This is a genomic window from Azotobacter tropicalis (genome assembly GCF_059739045.1).
Genome location: NZ_AP046059.1, coordinates 3,787,131 through 3,800,138 on the forward strand (window position 1 = coordinate 3,787,131; position 13,008 = coordinate 3,800,138).

At 66.9% G+C, this 13,008-nt stretch carries 11 protein-coding genes and 1 pseudogene; 2 read left to right on the top strand and 10 right to left on the bottom strand.

The window, feature by feature from the left end; all coding sequences use genetic code 11:
- Positions 1 to 48: 48 nt before the first annotated feature.
- From panD to dksA, 10 genes are all read right to left on the bottom strand, one after another.
- On the bottom strand, positions 49 to 429 hold the full coding sequence (gene panD / locus Atro_RS17885) for an aspartate 1-decarboxylase (protein WP_039802082.1): 381 nt from the start codon (positions 427 to 429) through the stop codon (positions 49 to 51).
- Positions 430 to 549: 120 nt separating this feature from the next.
- Entirely contained in the window at positions 550 to 1,407 is an 858-nt protein-coding gene (gene panC, locus Atro_RS17890; protein WP_497924424.1) for a pantoate--beta-alanine ligase, read from the bottom strand.
- Positions 1,404 to 2,204 (bottom strand): 3-methyl-2-oxobutanoate hydroxymethyltransferase, encoded by an 801-nt coding sequence (gene panB, locus Atro_RS17895; RefSeq protein WP_497924426.1) that lies wholly within the window; start codon positions 2,202 to 2,204, stop codon positions 1,404 to 1,406. Before panB ends, panC begins: the two co-directional genes overlap by 4 nt.
- Before the next feature lie 81 nt (positions 2,205 to 2,285).
- Positions 2,286 to 2,798: a 2-amino-4-hydroxy-6-hydroxymethyldihydropteridine diphosphokinase gene (gene folK / locus Atro_RS17900; protein ID WP_497924428.1), complete on the bottom strand. Its 513-nt coding sequence runs from the start codon at positions 2,796 to 2,798 to the stop codon at positions 2,286 to 2,288.
- Between the two features lie 2 nt (positions 2,799 to 2,800).
- Positions 2,801 to 4,192 carry a polynucleotide adenylyltransferase PcnB gene (locus tag Atro_RS17905; RefSeq protein ID WP_497924430.1) on the bottom strand — a complete coding sequence of 464 codons (1,392 nt, stop codon included), beginning with the start codon at positions 4,190 to 4,192 and terminating at the stop codon, positions 2,801 to 2,803.
- 661 nt (positions 4,193 to 4,853) lie between these two features.
- Positions 4,854 to 6,260: a sigma-54-dependent transcriptional regulator gene (locus Atro_RS17910; RefSeq protein WP_497924432.1), complete on the bottom strand. Its 1,407-nt coding sequence runs from the start codon at positions 6,258 to 6,260 to the stop codon at positions 4,854 to 4,856.
- 22 nt (positions 6,261 to 6,282) lie between these two features.
- Positions 6,283 to 9,228, bottom strand: coding sequence for an ATP-binding protein (locus Atro_RS17915; protein ID WP_497924434.1), 2,946 nt, complete (start codon positions 9,226 to 9,228; stop codon positions 6,283 to 6,285).
- On the bottom strand, positions 9,218 to 9,394 hold the full coding sequence (locus Atro_RS17920; protein ID WP_497924436.1) for a hypothetical protein: 177 nt from the start codon (positions 9,392 to 9,394) through the stop codon (positions 9,218 to 9,220). Before Atro_RS17920 ends, Atro_RS17915 begins: the two co-directional genes overlap by 11 nt.
- Before the next feature lie 106 nt (positions 9,395 to 9,500).
- On the bottom strand, positions 9,501 to 10,397 hold the full coding sequence (gene gluQRS / locus Atro_RS17925; RefSeq protein WP_497924438.1) for a tRNA glutamyl-Q(34) synthetase GluQRS: 897 nt from the start codon (positions 10,395 to 10,397) through the stop codon (positions 9,501 to 9,503).
- A 90-nt stretch (positions 10,398 to 10,487) separates the two neighbouring features.
- Entirely contained in the window at positions 10,488 to 10,925 is a 438-nt protein-coding gene (gene dksA / locus Atro_RS17930; protein WP_497924440.1) for an RNA polymerase-binding protein DksA, read from the bottom strand.
- A 197-nt stretch (positions 10,926 to 11,122) separates the two neighbouring features.
- Here dksA and Atro_RS17935 point away from each other — a divergent pair.
- Positions 11,123 to 12,297: pseudogene (locus tag Atro_RS17935) on the top strand (pyridoxal phosphate-dependent aminotransferase).
- Positions 12,287 to 12,994, top strand: coding sequence for a DNA/RNA nuclease SfsA (gene sfsA / locus Atro_RS17940; RefSeq protein WP_497924441.1), 708 nt, complete (start codon positions 12,287 to 12,289; stop codon positions 12,992 to 12,994). Before Atro_RS17935 ends, sfsA begins: the two are co-directional and overlap by 11 nt.
- Positions 12,995 to 13,008: the final 14 nt, after the last annotated feature.

A 13,008-nucleotide genomic window follows, 5' to 3' on the forward strand; every position in this document is an offset into this window, starting at 1 on the left:
GCAGCGGGCAAGGCCAAGACAGGAGGTCTGAGGACTGGCGCGGACGACTCAGGCGACCTGGACTGGGATCGCATTGCTGGTATGGCTGAGCACGTTGCCGGGAGCCATGTACAGCATGCGCGGCTTGTGGCTGGCCAGCTCCGCCTCGCTATAGTGGGCATAGGCGCAGATGATCACGCGGTCGCCCTTCTGCGCCTTGTGCGCGGCGGCGCCGTTCACCGAAATCATCTTCGAGCCATCCTCGGCACGAATCGCATAGGTGGTGAAGCGTTCGCCGTTGTCCACGTTGTAGATCTGAATCTGCTCGTACTCGTGGATGCCCGCCAGATCCAGCCATTCCCCATCGATGGCGCAGGAGCCTTCGTAATCGAGCACCGAGTGGGTTACCTCGGCACGGTGCAGTTTGGCCTTGAGCATGATGGCATGCATGGCGATTCCTCTTCAGGGTCCACTGGCGGCGGCTGAGTTTGCCTTAACCGCCGGGGGTGATCAAGAAAACGGCCCGCCGGGACCGACCTGTGGTGCGTCCCGGCGGGCCTTCGTCGATGTTCAGTCGTCGGTGAGGTCGACGCTCAGGTTGTCGATCAGGCGCGTATTGCCCAGATAGGCCGCGCCGAGCACCACCAGACGGCGGTCCTCGGCGGTCGCCGGACGAAGGCTGGCGGCTTCGCGGATTTCCAGGTAATCCGGGCGGAAGCCGGCCTGCTGCAGCGTCTCCAGTCCCCGCGCGCAGAGTCCGGCGAAATTCCGTTCGCCGGCCTGGAGGGCAGTGCTGGCGTTGCACAGCACGCGGTACAGCGTCGGCGCCACGGCGCGCTGCTCGTCGTTCAGGTAGCCGTTGCGCGAGGACAGCGCCAAGCCGTCGGCGGCGCGCACGGTGGGCTCGCCGAAGATCTGGATCGGCATGTTGAGGTCGCGCACCAGGGTGCGGATCACCGCCAACTGCTGGAAGTCCTTCTCGCCGAACAGGGCGATATCCGGCTGGGCGATGTTGAACAGCTTGGTCACCACGGTGGCGACGCCCTCGAAGTGGCCGGGACGCGTCGCGCCGCAGAGTCCCTCGGAAACGCCGGGGACGGCGATACGCGTCTGTCCCTGCATGCCGCCCGGATACATCTCCTCGGCGCCGGGGGCGAACAGCAGGTTGCAGCCACCTTCGAGGAGCTTTTCCTGGTCGGCGGCGAGGGTGCGCGGGTACTTGTCCAGGTCCTCGGCGGGGCCGAACTGCAGGGGGTTGACGAAGATACTGGCGACCACGAAGTCGGCGCGCTGGCGAGCCTTCTCCACCAGAGCGATGTGGCCGGCATGCAGGTTGCCCATGGTCGGTACCAGGGCGATGCGTTTGCCTTCGCCGCGGGCCCGGGCGATGGCGGCGCGCAGTTCGCGGACGGTCTTGAGGGTGATCATGCGGAAAATCCGTGTTCGACTGCGGGGAATTCGCCTTGCTTGACCGCGCTGACGTAGGCGGCGAAAGCCGCCTGAATGCTGTCCTGGCCGGCCATGAAGTTCTTCACGAACTTCGGCGTGCGTCCGCTCAGGGACAGGCCGAGCATGTCATGCATGACCAGCACCTGACCGTCGGTGGCGGCGCCGGCGCCGATACCGATGACCGGCACGCCCGCTGCCTGGGTGATCTGCTCTGCCAGCGGGCTGGGCACGCACTCGAGCAGCAGCATGGCCGCGCCGGCGCGCTCCAGGGCCTCGGCATCGGCACGCAGCTGGCGCGCCCGTCCCTCGTCGCGCCCCTGCACCTTGTAGCCGCCGAACAGGTTCACCGACTGCGGCGTCAGGCCCAGATGCACGCAGGCCGGGATGCCGTTCTCGGCCAGGCGCGTCACGGTTTCGCACAGCCAGGCGCCGCCCTCCAGTTTGACCATGTGGGCGCCGGCGCGCATCAGCGCGGCGCTGCTGTCCAGCGCCTGCCCAAGGGTCGCATAGGCCATGAACGGCAGGTCGGTGACCACCAGGGCACCACGGTTGCCACGCTTGACGCAGGCAGTGTGGTAGGCCATGTCGCTTACGCTGGTCGGCAGGGTGCTGTCGTGGCCCTGCAGGACCATGCCGAGGGAGTCGCCGACCAGCAGCACCTCGACGCCGGCCTGGCAAGCGGTCTGGGCGAAGGTGGCGTCATAGCAGGTCAGCATGGCGATCTTTTCGCCGCGCTGCTTGAGGCCTTGCAGGGTGGTCAGGGTTACATCGGGCATGTCGGTTTCGTCCTGGTCGACATCGGCGGACGCCGGTGCGGAGCAATGGGAGGCTTATAGTCCAGATGGGGGGGCTTCAAGTCAATTGGCGCTTGAGCCATCCGGCTCCCGGTCGTCATGGCGACGCAGCCCCTGCGGCGGACAGGCGGCGAGCAACTCGTCGAGCGGGCGGCCGTCCGGCAGGCACAGCCCGGGGGCGATCTCGGCCAGCGGATAGAGCACGAAGGGGCGCGCATGCAGGTGGTAGTGCGGGACGGTCAGGCGCTCCTCGTGCAACTCGCGGTTGCCGAATAGCAGGATGTCCAGATCCAGGGTACGCGGTCCCCAGCGCTCCGCCTTGCGTACCCGACCTTGTTCCCGCTCGATCGTCTGCAGGGCGTTAAGCAGTTCCAGCGGTTCCTGCGCAGAGTCCAGCGCGGCCACGGCATTCACGTAACTAGGCTGGTCGGCCGGGCCCAGTGGCTCGCTGTCATAGAAGGAGGAAACCGCCGCCAGGCGCGTGCGCGGTAGCGCTTGCAGGGCGGCGAGGGCGGCGCGCAGTTGCGCGGCGGGATTGGCCAGGTTGCTGCCCAGGCCGATATAGACACGCTCCATGTTCAGTCTCCAGCAGGCGAGCCGCCCGTGTTGCGGCGTCGCCGGCTGCCACTGCGGCGACGCTTGCGGGGGGCAGCGGTTTCGTCCTTGTTGCCGAGGGCGCGGATCATGCTGCGCCTTTCGCTGTCGCTGGCCTCTTGGTAATCGGTCCACCAGTCGCCCAGCTCGCCGGTCTGCTCTCCGGCCTCCTCGCGTAGCAGGAGGAAGTCGTAGCCAGCGCGAAAGCGCGGGTGCTCGAGCAGCAGGTCGGCGCGTTTGCCCTGGCGGCGTGGCAGGCGCTCCTGCAGGTCCCAGATTTCCCGGGCGGGCATGGTAAAGCGTTTGGGAATCGCCGTGCGCCGGCACTGCTCGGTGATCACCAGGTGGGCGGCTTCCTGCAGCGCCGGGATCGGCGGCATGCCGCGCTCCTGCAGTGCCAGGGCCCGCGGCGGCAGAGCCGGCCAGAGCAGAGCGGCGAACAGGAAGGCGGGCGTCACCGGTTTACCCTGGGCGATGCGCTCGTCGGTATTGGCCAGCGCCTGGCGGATCAGTCGGCCGGCGTAGCTCGGATTGCGCTCCAGGGCAGCCGCGCTGGCGGGGAACAGCGGGGCGAACAGGTCGTATTCGAGCAGCAGCTCGAAGGTGTCCTCGGCATAGCCGGACAGGAACAGCTTGAGTACCTCGTCGAACAGGCGGGGCGCGGGAATGTCGCGCAGCAGCGGCGCCAGCCGGCGGATCGGCGCAGCGCTGTGGTGTTCGATGTCGAAGTCGAGCTTGGCGGCGAAACGCACGGCGCGCAGCATGCGCACGGGATCCTCGAGGTAGCGCTGCTCGGGATCGCCGATCAGGCGCACCAGGTGGTTGCGGATGTCGTGCACGCCGTGGGCGTAATCGAGGATGCGCTCATGGGTGACGTCGAAGTACAGGGCGTTGATGGTGAAGTCGCGGCGCTGGGCATCCTCTTCCACGGTGCCATAGACGTTGTCACGCAGAATCCGGCCGCTTTCGTGGCGCGCAGCCAGGTGGCTGTCCTCGTCGTCCTCGTCGTCATCCGAGTGATGGGCGCGAAAGGTGGCGACCTCGATGATCTCCCGGCCGAAATGCACATGAACCAGCTTGAAGCGGCGGCCGATCACCCGGGCGTTGCGAAATTCGGCGCGGACCTGTTCGGGCGTGGCGCTGGTGGCGACGTCGAAGTCCTTGGGCTCGATGTCGAGCAGCAGGTCCCGCACGCAGCCGCCGACGACGTAGGCCTGATAGCCGGCATTTTGCAGGCGCTCCACCACGCTGACGGCATGCCGGCTGATGTCGGCACGGCGCAGCGGGTGCTGCTGGCTGCCGAGGACCTCCGGCGTGCTGCGCGGATGGGGGCGGTTCAGGGATAGGCGAAAGGACTTGAACAGCTTCTTCAGCATCGGGATGCACTGCTTGACGGAGTGGCCGGCCAGAAACGAGCTTGACCGCGGAATGGCTGCGGATTCTAGCATCGGCACCGGAGGATATACGAAACCGGAGTGGCTCTCGAACGCAGAAAGGGAGCCGAAGCTCCCTTTCAAATCGAAGTGCGTGCGTTGTTTTTGTTCTATTCGGGGCTGTTGTTCTTGTTGTATGCCCGTCCCGGTTGGCCCGTGGGCTCCGGGATGGCCCCCAACAGGGGAGCCAATAGCAAACAGATTTCTTTGGTCGCTGATATCGCCTGGGTCGTATCGACCCACCAGTTCGGGTGCTGCCTATGGGCAATTTTATTATTCTCGGCCTGGCTGCGGGCTTGGCCCGACGGGCATGTTTCTACTCCAAAAAAATCGGTTGGCCCCGCCTCCGCGTCGTTGTTTTTATAAGGCTGGAGTCGTGTCAATCGTTCTTGTTCTGAGTGCTACATCTTTTTATTGTTGTTGTACGAATAGTAAAGCAGATCCCGTGCCATATTTTAAAATCACTTATTAAACATATACTTAAATCTTCGGCGCGGATCGGTAAGGAGCGCTCGTTCGGCGTTTGGTTACCTGCCGACCCGGTTTCTGTTACCACTTTGGTCGAGGGTAACAGCCGGGCGGTGGGGGGCTGTTACCGGGCTGATCAGGAGCTGCTGGGCGCGCCCGACTTGCGGCGCGGGATGCCGAGGCGCTGGCGGCGCTCCCAAAGGCACTTGCGGCTGATGCCGAGCTTGCGGGCCAGTTCGGTCTCGGTCATGTGGTCCTGATGCTCGAGGACGAAATGCTGGAAGTAGTCCTCCAGCGAGAGGTCCTCGGTGGGCTCGTGACCGGCTCCGACATCGGGGCCGGGGAGTTCGGCGAAGTCTTCGTCTTCCAGTTCTTCCAGTTCGATATCGATACCCAGCAGATCGGCAGGGATCGACTGGCTCTCGCAGAGAATCACCGCACGCTCGATGGCGTTCTCCAATTCGCGCACGTTACCCGGCCAGGTGTACTGGCCGATGGTCCGCTCGGCCTCGGGGGAGAAGCGCATCTCGCTGCGGCCCATGCGCTGGCTCTGGCGTTTGAGGAAGGCCCGGGCGATTTGCAGGACGTCGTCCTCGCGGTCGCGCAGGGCCGGCAGCTTCAGCGAGATGACGTTGAGCCGGTAGAACAGGTCCTCGCGAAACTGGCCAGTCTTGGCCAGCGTCTTGAGGTCGCGGTGGGTGGCGGCGATCAGGCGGACATCGACCTTCTGCGACTGCACCGAGCCGACCCGGCGGATCTCGCCTTCCTGCAGCACGCGCAGCAGGCGCGCCTGGGCCTCAAGAGGCAGCTCGCCGATCTCGTCGAGGAACAGGGTGCCGCCGTCGGCCGCCTCGACCAGGCCGGTGCGCCCGGCGACGGCACCGGTGAAGGCGCCCTTCTCGTGGCCGAAGAGCTCGGACTCGATCAGGGTTTCCGGAATCGCCGCGCAGTTCACCGAGATCAGCGGCGCCTTGGCACGTTTCGACAGGTTGTGCAGGGCGCGGGCGACCAGCTCCTTGCCGGTGCCGGACTCGCCCTGGATCAGCACCGTGGAGTCGGTCGGAGCGACCTTGCGGATCTTGCCGAACAGGTCCTGCATGGCCGGGCAGGCGCCGATGATGCCGATCTCGGCATCGGTCGCCGCGGGCGTCGGCGGCACCGGTTCGGCGGCGATGGCCGCTGGCGGCGCCTGGCGACGCTCGCCGAGGATGCGCGTCACGGTCTGCAGCATCTCGTCGTGGTCGAAGGGCTTGGCGATGTAGTCCATCGCGCCCATCTTCATCGAGTCCACCGCCGAGCGCAGACTGGCGTAGCTGGTCATGATCAGCACCGGCGTGCCCTCGGCCAGCCGGATCAGTTCGGTGCCGGGCGCGCCGGGCAGGCGCAGGTCGCTGATGATCAGGTCGAAGCCGGGGATGCTGTAGCGTTCCTGGGCCTCCTGCACCGAGCCGGCCTCGCTGACCTGGTACTGGTTGCGTTCCAGCAGGCGGCGCAGGGCGGAGCGGATGATGGTTTCATCTTCGACGATCAGAATATGTGGCATCGGACGGGTTCTCTCGACGGTCTCACGGCACCGGCGCTATATCGACATGCCGTGGCAGGGTGACCCGGACACGGGTCCCGCGTTGCCGCTCTGGGTCGGCCGGGCTGTCGATGGTGATCCGGCCATAATGCTCTTCCACGATCGAATAGACCAGTGCAAGGCCGAGACCGGTCCCCTTGCCAGGGTCCTTGGTAGTGAAGAAGGGTTCGAACAGGCGGCCGGCGATGGCCTTGGGGATGCCGCTGCCTTCATCCTCGACGATCAGGTCGATACTGTGCTCCGCGGTCTCGCTGCGCACGCGGATGGCTCCGCCGGGCGGAGAGGCGTCACGGGCGTTGGAGAGCAGGTTGACCAGCACCTGGACCAGCCGCTGGGGGTCGCCGACCACGCAGTGGGCGGGGTTGCACAGGTTGAGGAAGTGGACCTCGACGCCTTCGCGGTTGAGCGACAGCAGGCCGATCGCCTCGCGGGCGATATCGGCCAGGCACACCGGTTCGCTGTCCTGTTTGTGGCTACCGGCGTGGGCGAAACTCATCAGCGAACGGACGATACGGGTCACCCGCTTGGTCTGGTCGATGATCTGGCTGCTGATTTCGCCCAGTTCGGCATCGCCCTCGTGCTCCTCGCGCAGGTTCTGCGCCAGGCAGGCGATGCCGGTGATCGGGTTGCCGATCTCGTGGGCCACGCCGGCGGCCAGGCGGCCGATGCTGGCCAGGCGCTCGGAGTGCGCCAGCTTGTTTTCCAGCAGCTGGGTTTCGGTGAGGTCCTCGACCAGCAGGACCAGGCCGCTGCTGCCCGGTGCCAGGGGCTCGTCGATCGCCGCCTTGTGCAGATTGAGCCAGCGCATCTGGCCGTCCAGCGGCAGCCGCTGCTTGTGCAGGTGTTCGTCGGAGCGCTGGATGAAGTCTTCCAGCAGGCCTTTCCAGGGGGCATCCAGGGTCGCCAGGCAGGCGCCGACCACGCGCTCGGCGGAGATCCCGGTAAGTTCCTCCATGGCCCGGTTCCACATGAGGATTTCCCGGTCTTTGGACAGCGAGCAGACGCCCATCGGCAGCTCCTGCAGAGTCTGGCGATGGTAACGGCGCAGCGCGTCGAGTTCGGCGGCCAGGCCGGTCAGGCGCGAGCGGTAATCCTCCAGGCGGCTTTCGATGAAGTGGATATCCTCGGTGACGAAGTCCTCGCTGGCGGTCTTGTAGGGCAGGAAGGTCTCGACGATGTCCTGCGCCACGCTCGGTCCCATCAGGCCGGACAGGTTGGCCTCGATGCGGTCGCGCAGGCGGCGCAAGGCGAAGGGGCGGCTTTCGTCGAACGGCAGGTGCAGGTCGCGCAGAGCCTGCTTCACCTCGCGCTGGGCGATCTTCGCGCCGAGCGGCCGCGCCAGCTGGGCGGCGAACTCCTGGGCGGAGGTGGCCAGCAGCTCGCGGCGCTGCGGTCGGCGCACGTTGTCCACCGCGCAGGCCTCGCCGGCGCTGCGCTCCTCGGGACTCGGCTCGGTGAAGAGCGACACCAGGATGAACACCAGCACGTTAGCGGCCAGCGAGGTGATCGCCGCCAGGTGCCAACTGGTGTCGTCCAGCACGTAGACGAAATCCAGCAGTGGCAGGCGCACGTCCTGCAGATTGCCCAGCATGGGCAGCATCATGCCACCCAGCCATACCGTCATGCCGACCAGCAGTCCGGCGATGAAGCCGCGGCGATTGGCGGTCTGCCAGTAGAGCGTCGAGAGCACGCCGGGGAGGAACTGCAGGGTGGCGACGAAGGCGGTGACGCCGAGGTTGGACAGGTTCTGGCTGGCGTCCAGCAGCCGGTAGAAGGCATAGCCGGCGGCGATGATGGCGAAGATCAGCGTGCGCCGCGTCCACTTCAGCCAGCGGTAGATGTTGCCCTCGGCCGGCGGCTGGTACAGCGGCAGCACCAGGTGGTTGAGGGTCATGCCGGACAGGGCGAGAGTCAGGACGATGATCAGGCCGCTGGAGGCGGACAGGCCGCCGACATAGGCGAGCAGGGTGAGGGGGGCGCTTTCCAGCGCCAGACCCACGCCCAGGGTAAAGTATTCCGGGCCAGCGGCGACCTCGAGACGCATGCCGGCCCAGAGAATAAGCGGGACGGCCAGGCTCATCAGCAGGAGAAACAGCGGCAGGCCCCAGCTGGCACTGGCCAGTCCGCGGGGGTTGAGGTTCTCGGTAAACGCCATGTGATACATGTGCGGCATGACGATGGCCGAGGAGAAGAACAGCAAGAGCAGGGTGCGCCACGGGCCTTCCTGCAGCGGCGTGTGCAGCGTGCCCAGCACTTCCCGCTGCTGCAGCAGCCACTGCTCCAGACCCTGGGGGCCGTCAAACACCCGGTACAGGGTATAGATCCCGATGCCGCCGAGGGCCGCCAGCTTGACCAGCGACTCGAAGGCGATGGCGCAGACCAGCCCCTGGTGCTTCTCGCGGGTGGCAATGTGCCGCGAGCCGAAGAGGATGGTGAAGAGGATGATCAGGGCGCAGAAGCCCAGCGCCACCCGCTCCTTCACCGGCTCCTGGGTGAGGATGCCCACCGAGTCGGTGACCGCCTGGATCTGCAGGGCCAGCAGCGGCAGCACCGCAACCAGCATGAGCAGGGTGGTCAGCGCGCCGGCCCAGGTGCTGCGGAAACGGAAGGCGAACAGGTCGGCCAGCGACGACAGCTGGTAGGTGCGGGTCAGGCGCAGGATCGGATAGAGCAGCACCGGCGCCAGCATGAAGGCGCCGGAAACCCCCAGGTAGCAGGCCAGAAAGCCGTAGCCGTACTGGTAGGCCATACCGACCGCGCCGTAAAAGGCCCAGGCGCTGGCGTACACGCCGAGCGACAGGGTGTAGACCAGCGGGTGGCGCACCACCCGCTGCGGGATCAGGCCCTGCTCGCTGAGCCAGGCGACGCCGAACAGGGTCAGCAGGTAGGCGGCGCTGATCAGCAGCAGTTCACTCAGGCTAAAGCTCATCGGCGTCGGGCTGGGTCTGCAGGATGAAGGTCACCACGATGAGGATCAGCCACAGCAGGTACGGGCGGTACCAGGCACCGTTGGGGTCGATCCACCAATCCATGATGGCGGGGGAAAACAGGTAGATTCCCACCACCAGCAGCAGGACCAGCCGGTAGATGTACATGGCATGTTTCTCTGTCGATGGGGAATGGCGTCGGCGATGGTAATGGATGCGCGCGCCGGCGCAAGCGTGGCGGCGCGTCTGCCGGTCGCGCGAGGACGTCGAGCGCTCAGGCCAACGTGGCCTCGGCCAGGGTCAGGCAGTGCGGGATACGCCCGGCGTCCCAGTGGGCGATGCCCCATTCGAGCAGCTCCCGCGGCCGGGCGTGCTCCAGTTCAGCCGGTGGACACTGGCCGAGCGCGCGCAGGGCGCGCAGCAGCAGCGGACCGGCCTGGTCGGCGGGGAGCGGGGGCGAACGATAGGACTTGCCCAGCTTGTGGCCGTCCGGCTGGACGATCAGCGGCACGTGCAGGTAGCGCGGCCGGGGCAGGCCGAGCAGTTCCTGCAGGTAGAGCTGGCGCGGCGTCGAGTCGAGCAGGTCGGCGCCGCGCACCACGTCGGTCACGCCCTGCCAGGCATCGTCGAGGACCACCGCCAGCTGGTAGGCGTAGAGGCCGTCGCGACGGCGGATCACGAAGTCGCCGACTTCCCGGGCGAGGTGCTGGGCGAAGGGGCCCTGCACCCGGTCGACGAAGGCGTATTCGCGCTCCGGCACGCGCAGGCGGATGGCGGCATCATGGGAAGAGCGCTTGGCCTCCCGGCAGAAGCCTGGGTAGATCCCGGAAAAGCCCTCCAGCTGCCTGCGCGAACAGGTGCAGGCGTAGGCCAGGCCCTGTTCGAGCAGGCGCTCGACCACTTCGCCGTACAGCGCCAGGCGCTCGCTCTGGCGCACCAGCGCGCCGTCCCACTCGAAGCCATAGTCTTCCAGGGTCTTGAGGATGGCCGCCTGGGCGCCCGGAACCTCGCGAGGCGGGTCGAGATCCTCCATGCGCAGCAGCCAGCGGCCGTCGACGCTGCGTGCATCCAGATAGGACGCCAGGGCGGCGATCAGCGAGCCGAAATGCAGGTAGCCGCTGGGCGTGGGCGCAAAGCGGCCGACGTAGGGGAGGAGGGGGGAAGCGATCATGCGGTGCTCGGAGGGAGCTGGCGATCGGGCGCTGGCAGCCTGCCGGGCTGCAGATGCGACGCGGGGCGCCGTGGCGCCCCGCTGGCAGGATCAGCTGCCGATCTGCTTTTCCTTGATTTCCGCCAGGGTCTTGCAATCGATGCACAAGGTGGCGGTGGGGCGCGCTTCGAGACGGCGGATGCCGATCTCCACGCCGCAGGAGTCGCACCAGCCGTATTCGTTGTCTTCGATCAGCTGCAGGGTCTCGTCGATCTTCTTGATCAGCTTGCGCTCGCGATCGCGGGCGCGCAGTTCCAGGCTGAACTCCTCTTCCTGGCTGGCCCGGTCGGCGGGATCAGGGAAGTTGGCGGCCTCGTCCTGCATGTGGTGCACGGTACGGTCGACCTCCTCCATCAACTCCTGTTTCCACTTATTGAGGATGTTGGTGAAGTGAGCGCGCATGTTGTCGCTCATGTACTCCTCGCCCGCAGTCTCCGGGTAAGGTTCGAAACCGCGAACCAGGTTGTTCTGCTTTGCTTTGGTGGGCATGGATGGCCGCCTCGCTCTCTCTAATCCATACACGCAGGCACATGTTCCCTGCCGACGCTGTCGGCCCTGCGACCGCAAGCGGCCGAACTTACCAGAAGCCATCCGGCCGCGCCACTCCCCGCCGCCTGCCACGGCAGCTGCCAGAGCGGTTCCGTGTGGGTAGAATCCATCCTTCGCCCCGTTTTGGTGGAAGGCCCATGTCCTACAGTGCGCGCAGCCGCGCCATCGAACCCTTTCATGTCATGGCCCTGCTGGCCCGTGCCAACCAGCTCCAGGCTCAGGGCCGCGACGTGATCCATCTGGAGATCGGCGAGCCGAACTTCACCACGGCGGCGCCCATCGTCGCCGCCGGGCAGGCGGCGCTGGCGGTCGGGCATACCCGCTACACCGCCGCACGCGGTCTGCCGCAGCTGCGCGAAGCCATCGCCCGCTTCTATGAGCGGCGTTATCGCTTGACTATAGACCCCGAGCGCGTCCTGATCACTCCCGGCGGCTCGGGTGCTCTGCTGCTGGCCACGAGCCTGCTGGTCGACCCGGGGCGGCACTGGTTGCTGGCCGACCCCGGCTATCCGTGCAACCGCCACTTCCTGCGCCTGGTCGAGGGCGGCGCGCAACTGGTCCCGGTCGGACCGGGAGAGCGTTACCAGCTGACCCCGGAGCTGGTGGCGCGGCACTGGCGTTCGGAGAGCGTCGGCGCCTTGGTCGCCTCGCCGGCCAACCCCACCGGAACGCTGCTGCGCCGCGACGAACTGGCGGCGCTGGCCGCCGTCCTGCGTGAGCGCGGCGGCCATCTGCTAGTCGACGAGATCTACCATGGGCTGACCTACGGCGTGGACGCCTCCAGCGTGCTGGAAATGGACGATGACGCCTTCGTGCTCAACAGCTTTTCCAAGTATTTCGGCATGACCGGTTGGCGGCTCGGCTGGCTGGTGGCCCCCGAGGCGGCGGTGCCCGAACTGGAGAAGTTGGCGCAGAACCTCTACATCAGCGCCTCGACCTTGGCCCAGCATGCCGCGCTGGCCTGTTTCGAGGAGGAAACCCTGGAGATCCTCGAGGCGCGTCGCGCGGAGTTCGCCCGGCGCCGCGACTACCTGCTGCCGGCGTTGCGCGAGCTGGGCTTCGGCATTGCCGTGGAGCCCGAGGGGCCTTCTATCTGTATGCGGACATCGGCGCCTTCGGCGGCGACGCCTTCGCCTTCTGCCGGCATTTCCTGGAGCGCGAGTTCGTCGCCATCACCCCAGGAGTCGATTTCGGCCGCCATCTGGCCAGCCGGCATGTGCGCTTCGCCTATACCCAGAGCCTGCCGCGTCTCGAGCAGGCGATCGAGCGCATCGCCCGCGGCCTGAAGAGCTGGCAGCCCGATGCGCTTTGATCCGCCGCTGGAGACGGGGCGCCTGCTGCGCCGCTACAAGCGCTTTCTTGCCGACATCGAGACGCCGGCCGGCGAGCTACTGTGCATCCACTGCCCGAATACCGGCTCGATGCTCAACTGCATGGAGGAGGGCGGGCGCATCTGGTTCAGCCGCTCGAACGATCCTCGGCGCAGGCTGCCCGGCACCTGGGAGCTGAGCGAGACGCCGCAGGGGCGGCTGGCCTGCGTGAATACCGCGCGGGCCAATCCACTGGTGGAGGAGGCGTTGCGCGCCGGGCTGATCGCCGAGCTGAGCGGCTTTGCCGGACTGCGCCGCGAGGTCCGCTACGGGCTGGAGAACAGCCGGGTGGATTTCTGCCTGGACTATCCGGACGGGACGACGTTCGTCGAGGTGAAGAGCGTTACCCTGGGCTTCGCTGACAGCCCGGTCGCCGCCTTTCCCGACGCGCGGACCGAGCGCGGCGCCAGGCACCTGCGCGAGCTGGCGGCCCTGGCCCGGCAGGGTGTGCGCACGGTGCAGCTGTACTGCGTGAACCTGTCCGGCATCGCGGCGGTGCGCCCGGCGGCGGAGGTCGATCCGCTCTATGCGCAGGCATTGCACGAAGCCGTGTCGGCGGGCGTCGAGGTGCTCGCCTATGGCGCCGAATTGTCGCCCGCGGCGATCCGGCTGACGCGCCGGCTCGAGGTGTGCCTGTAGAGCGGCGAGGCGGC

What these genes read in the sequence shown, in the direction of transcription:
- panB (WP_497924426.1), bottom strand. Translation starts at nt 2,204, where the DNA reads ATGCCCGATGTAACCCTGACCACCCTGCAAGGCCTCAAGCAGCGCGGC.
- panD (WP_039802082.1), bottom strand. Translation starts at nt 429, where the DNA reads ATGCATGCCATCATGCTCAAGGCCAAACTGCACCGTGCCGAGGTAACC.
- Atro_RS17920 (WP_497924436.1), bottom strand. Translation starts at nt 9,394, where the DNA reads ATGTACATCTACCGGCTGGTCCTGCTGCTGGTGGTGGGAATCTACCTG.
- panC (WP_497924424.1), bottom strand. Translation starts at nt 1,407, where the DNA reads ATGATCACCCTCAAGACCGTCCGCGAACTGCGCGCCGCCATCGCCCGG.
- Atro_RS17915 (WP_497924434.1), bottom strand. Translation starts at nt 9,228, where the DNA reads ATGAGCTTTAGCCTGAGTGAACTGCTGCTGATCAGCGCCGCCTACCTG.
- folK (WP_497924428.1), bottom strand. Translation starts at nt 2,798, where the DNA reads ATGGAGCGTGTCTATATCGGCCTGGGCAGCAACCTGGCCAATCCCGCC.
- Atro_RS17905 (WP_497924430.1), bottom strand. Translation starts at nt 4,192, where the DNA reads ATGCTGAAGAAGCTGTTCAAGTCCTTTCGCCTATCCCTGAACCGCCCC.
- Atro_RS17910 (WP_497924432.1), bottom strand. Translation starts at nt 6,260, where the DNA reads ATGCCACATATTCTGATCGTCGAAGATGAAACCATCATCCGCTCCGCC.
- sfsA (WP_497924441.1), top strand. Translation starts at nt 12,287, where the DNA reads ATGCGCTTTGATCCGCCGCTGGAGACGGGGCGCCTGCTGCGCCGCTAC.
- dksA (WP_497924440.1), bottom strand. Translation starts at nt 10,925, where the DNA reads ATGCCCACCAAAGCAAAGCAGAACAACCTGGTTCGCGGTTTCGAACCT.
- gluQRS (WP_497924438.1), bottom strand. Translation starts at nt 10,397, where the DNA reads ATGATCGCTTCCCCCCTCCTCCCCTACGTCGGCCGCTTTGCGCCCACG.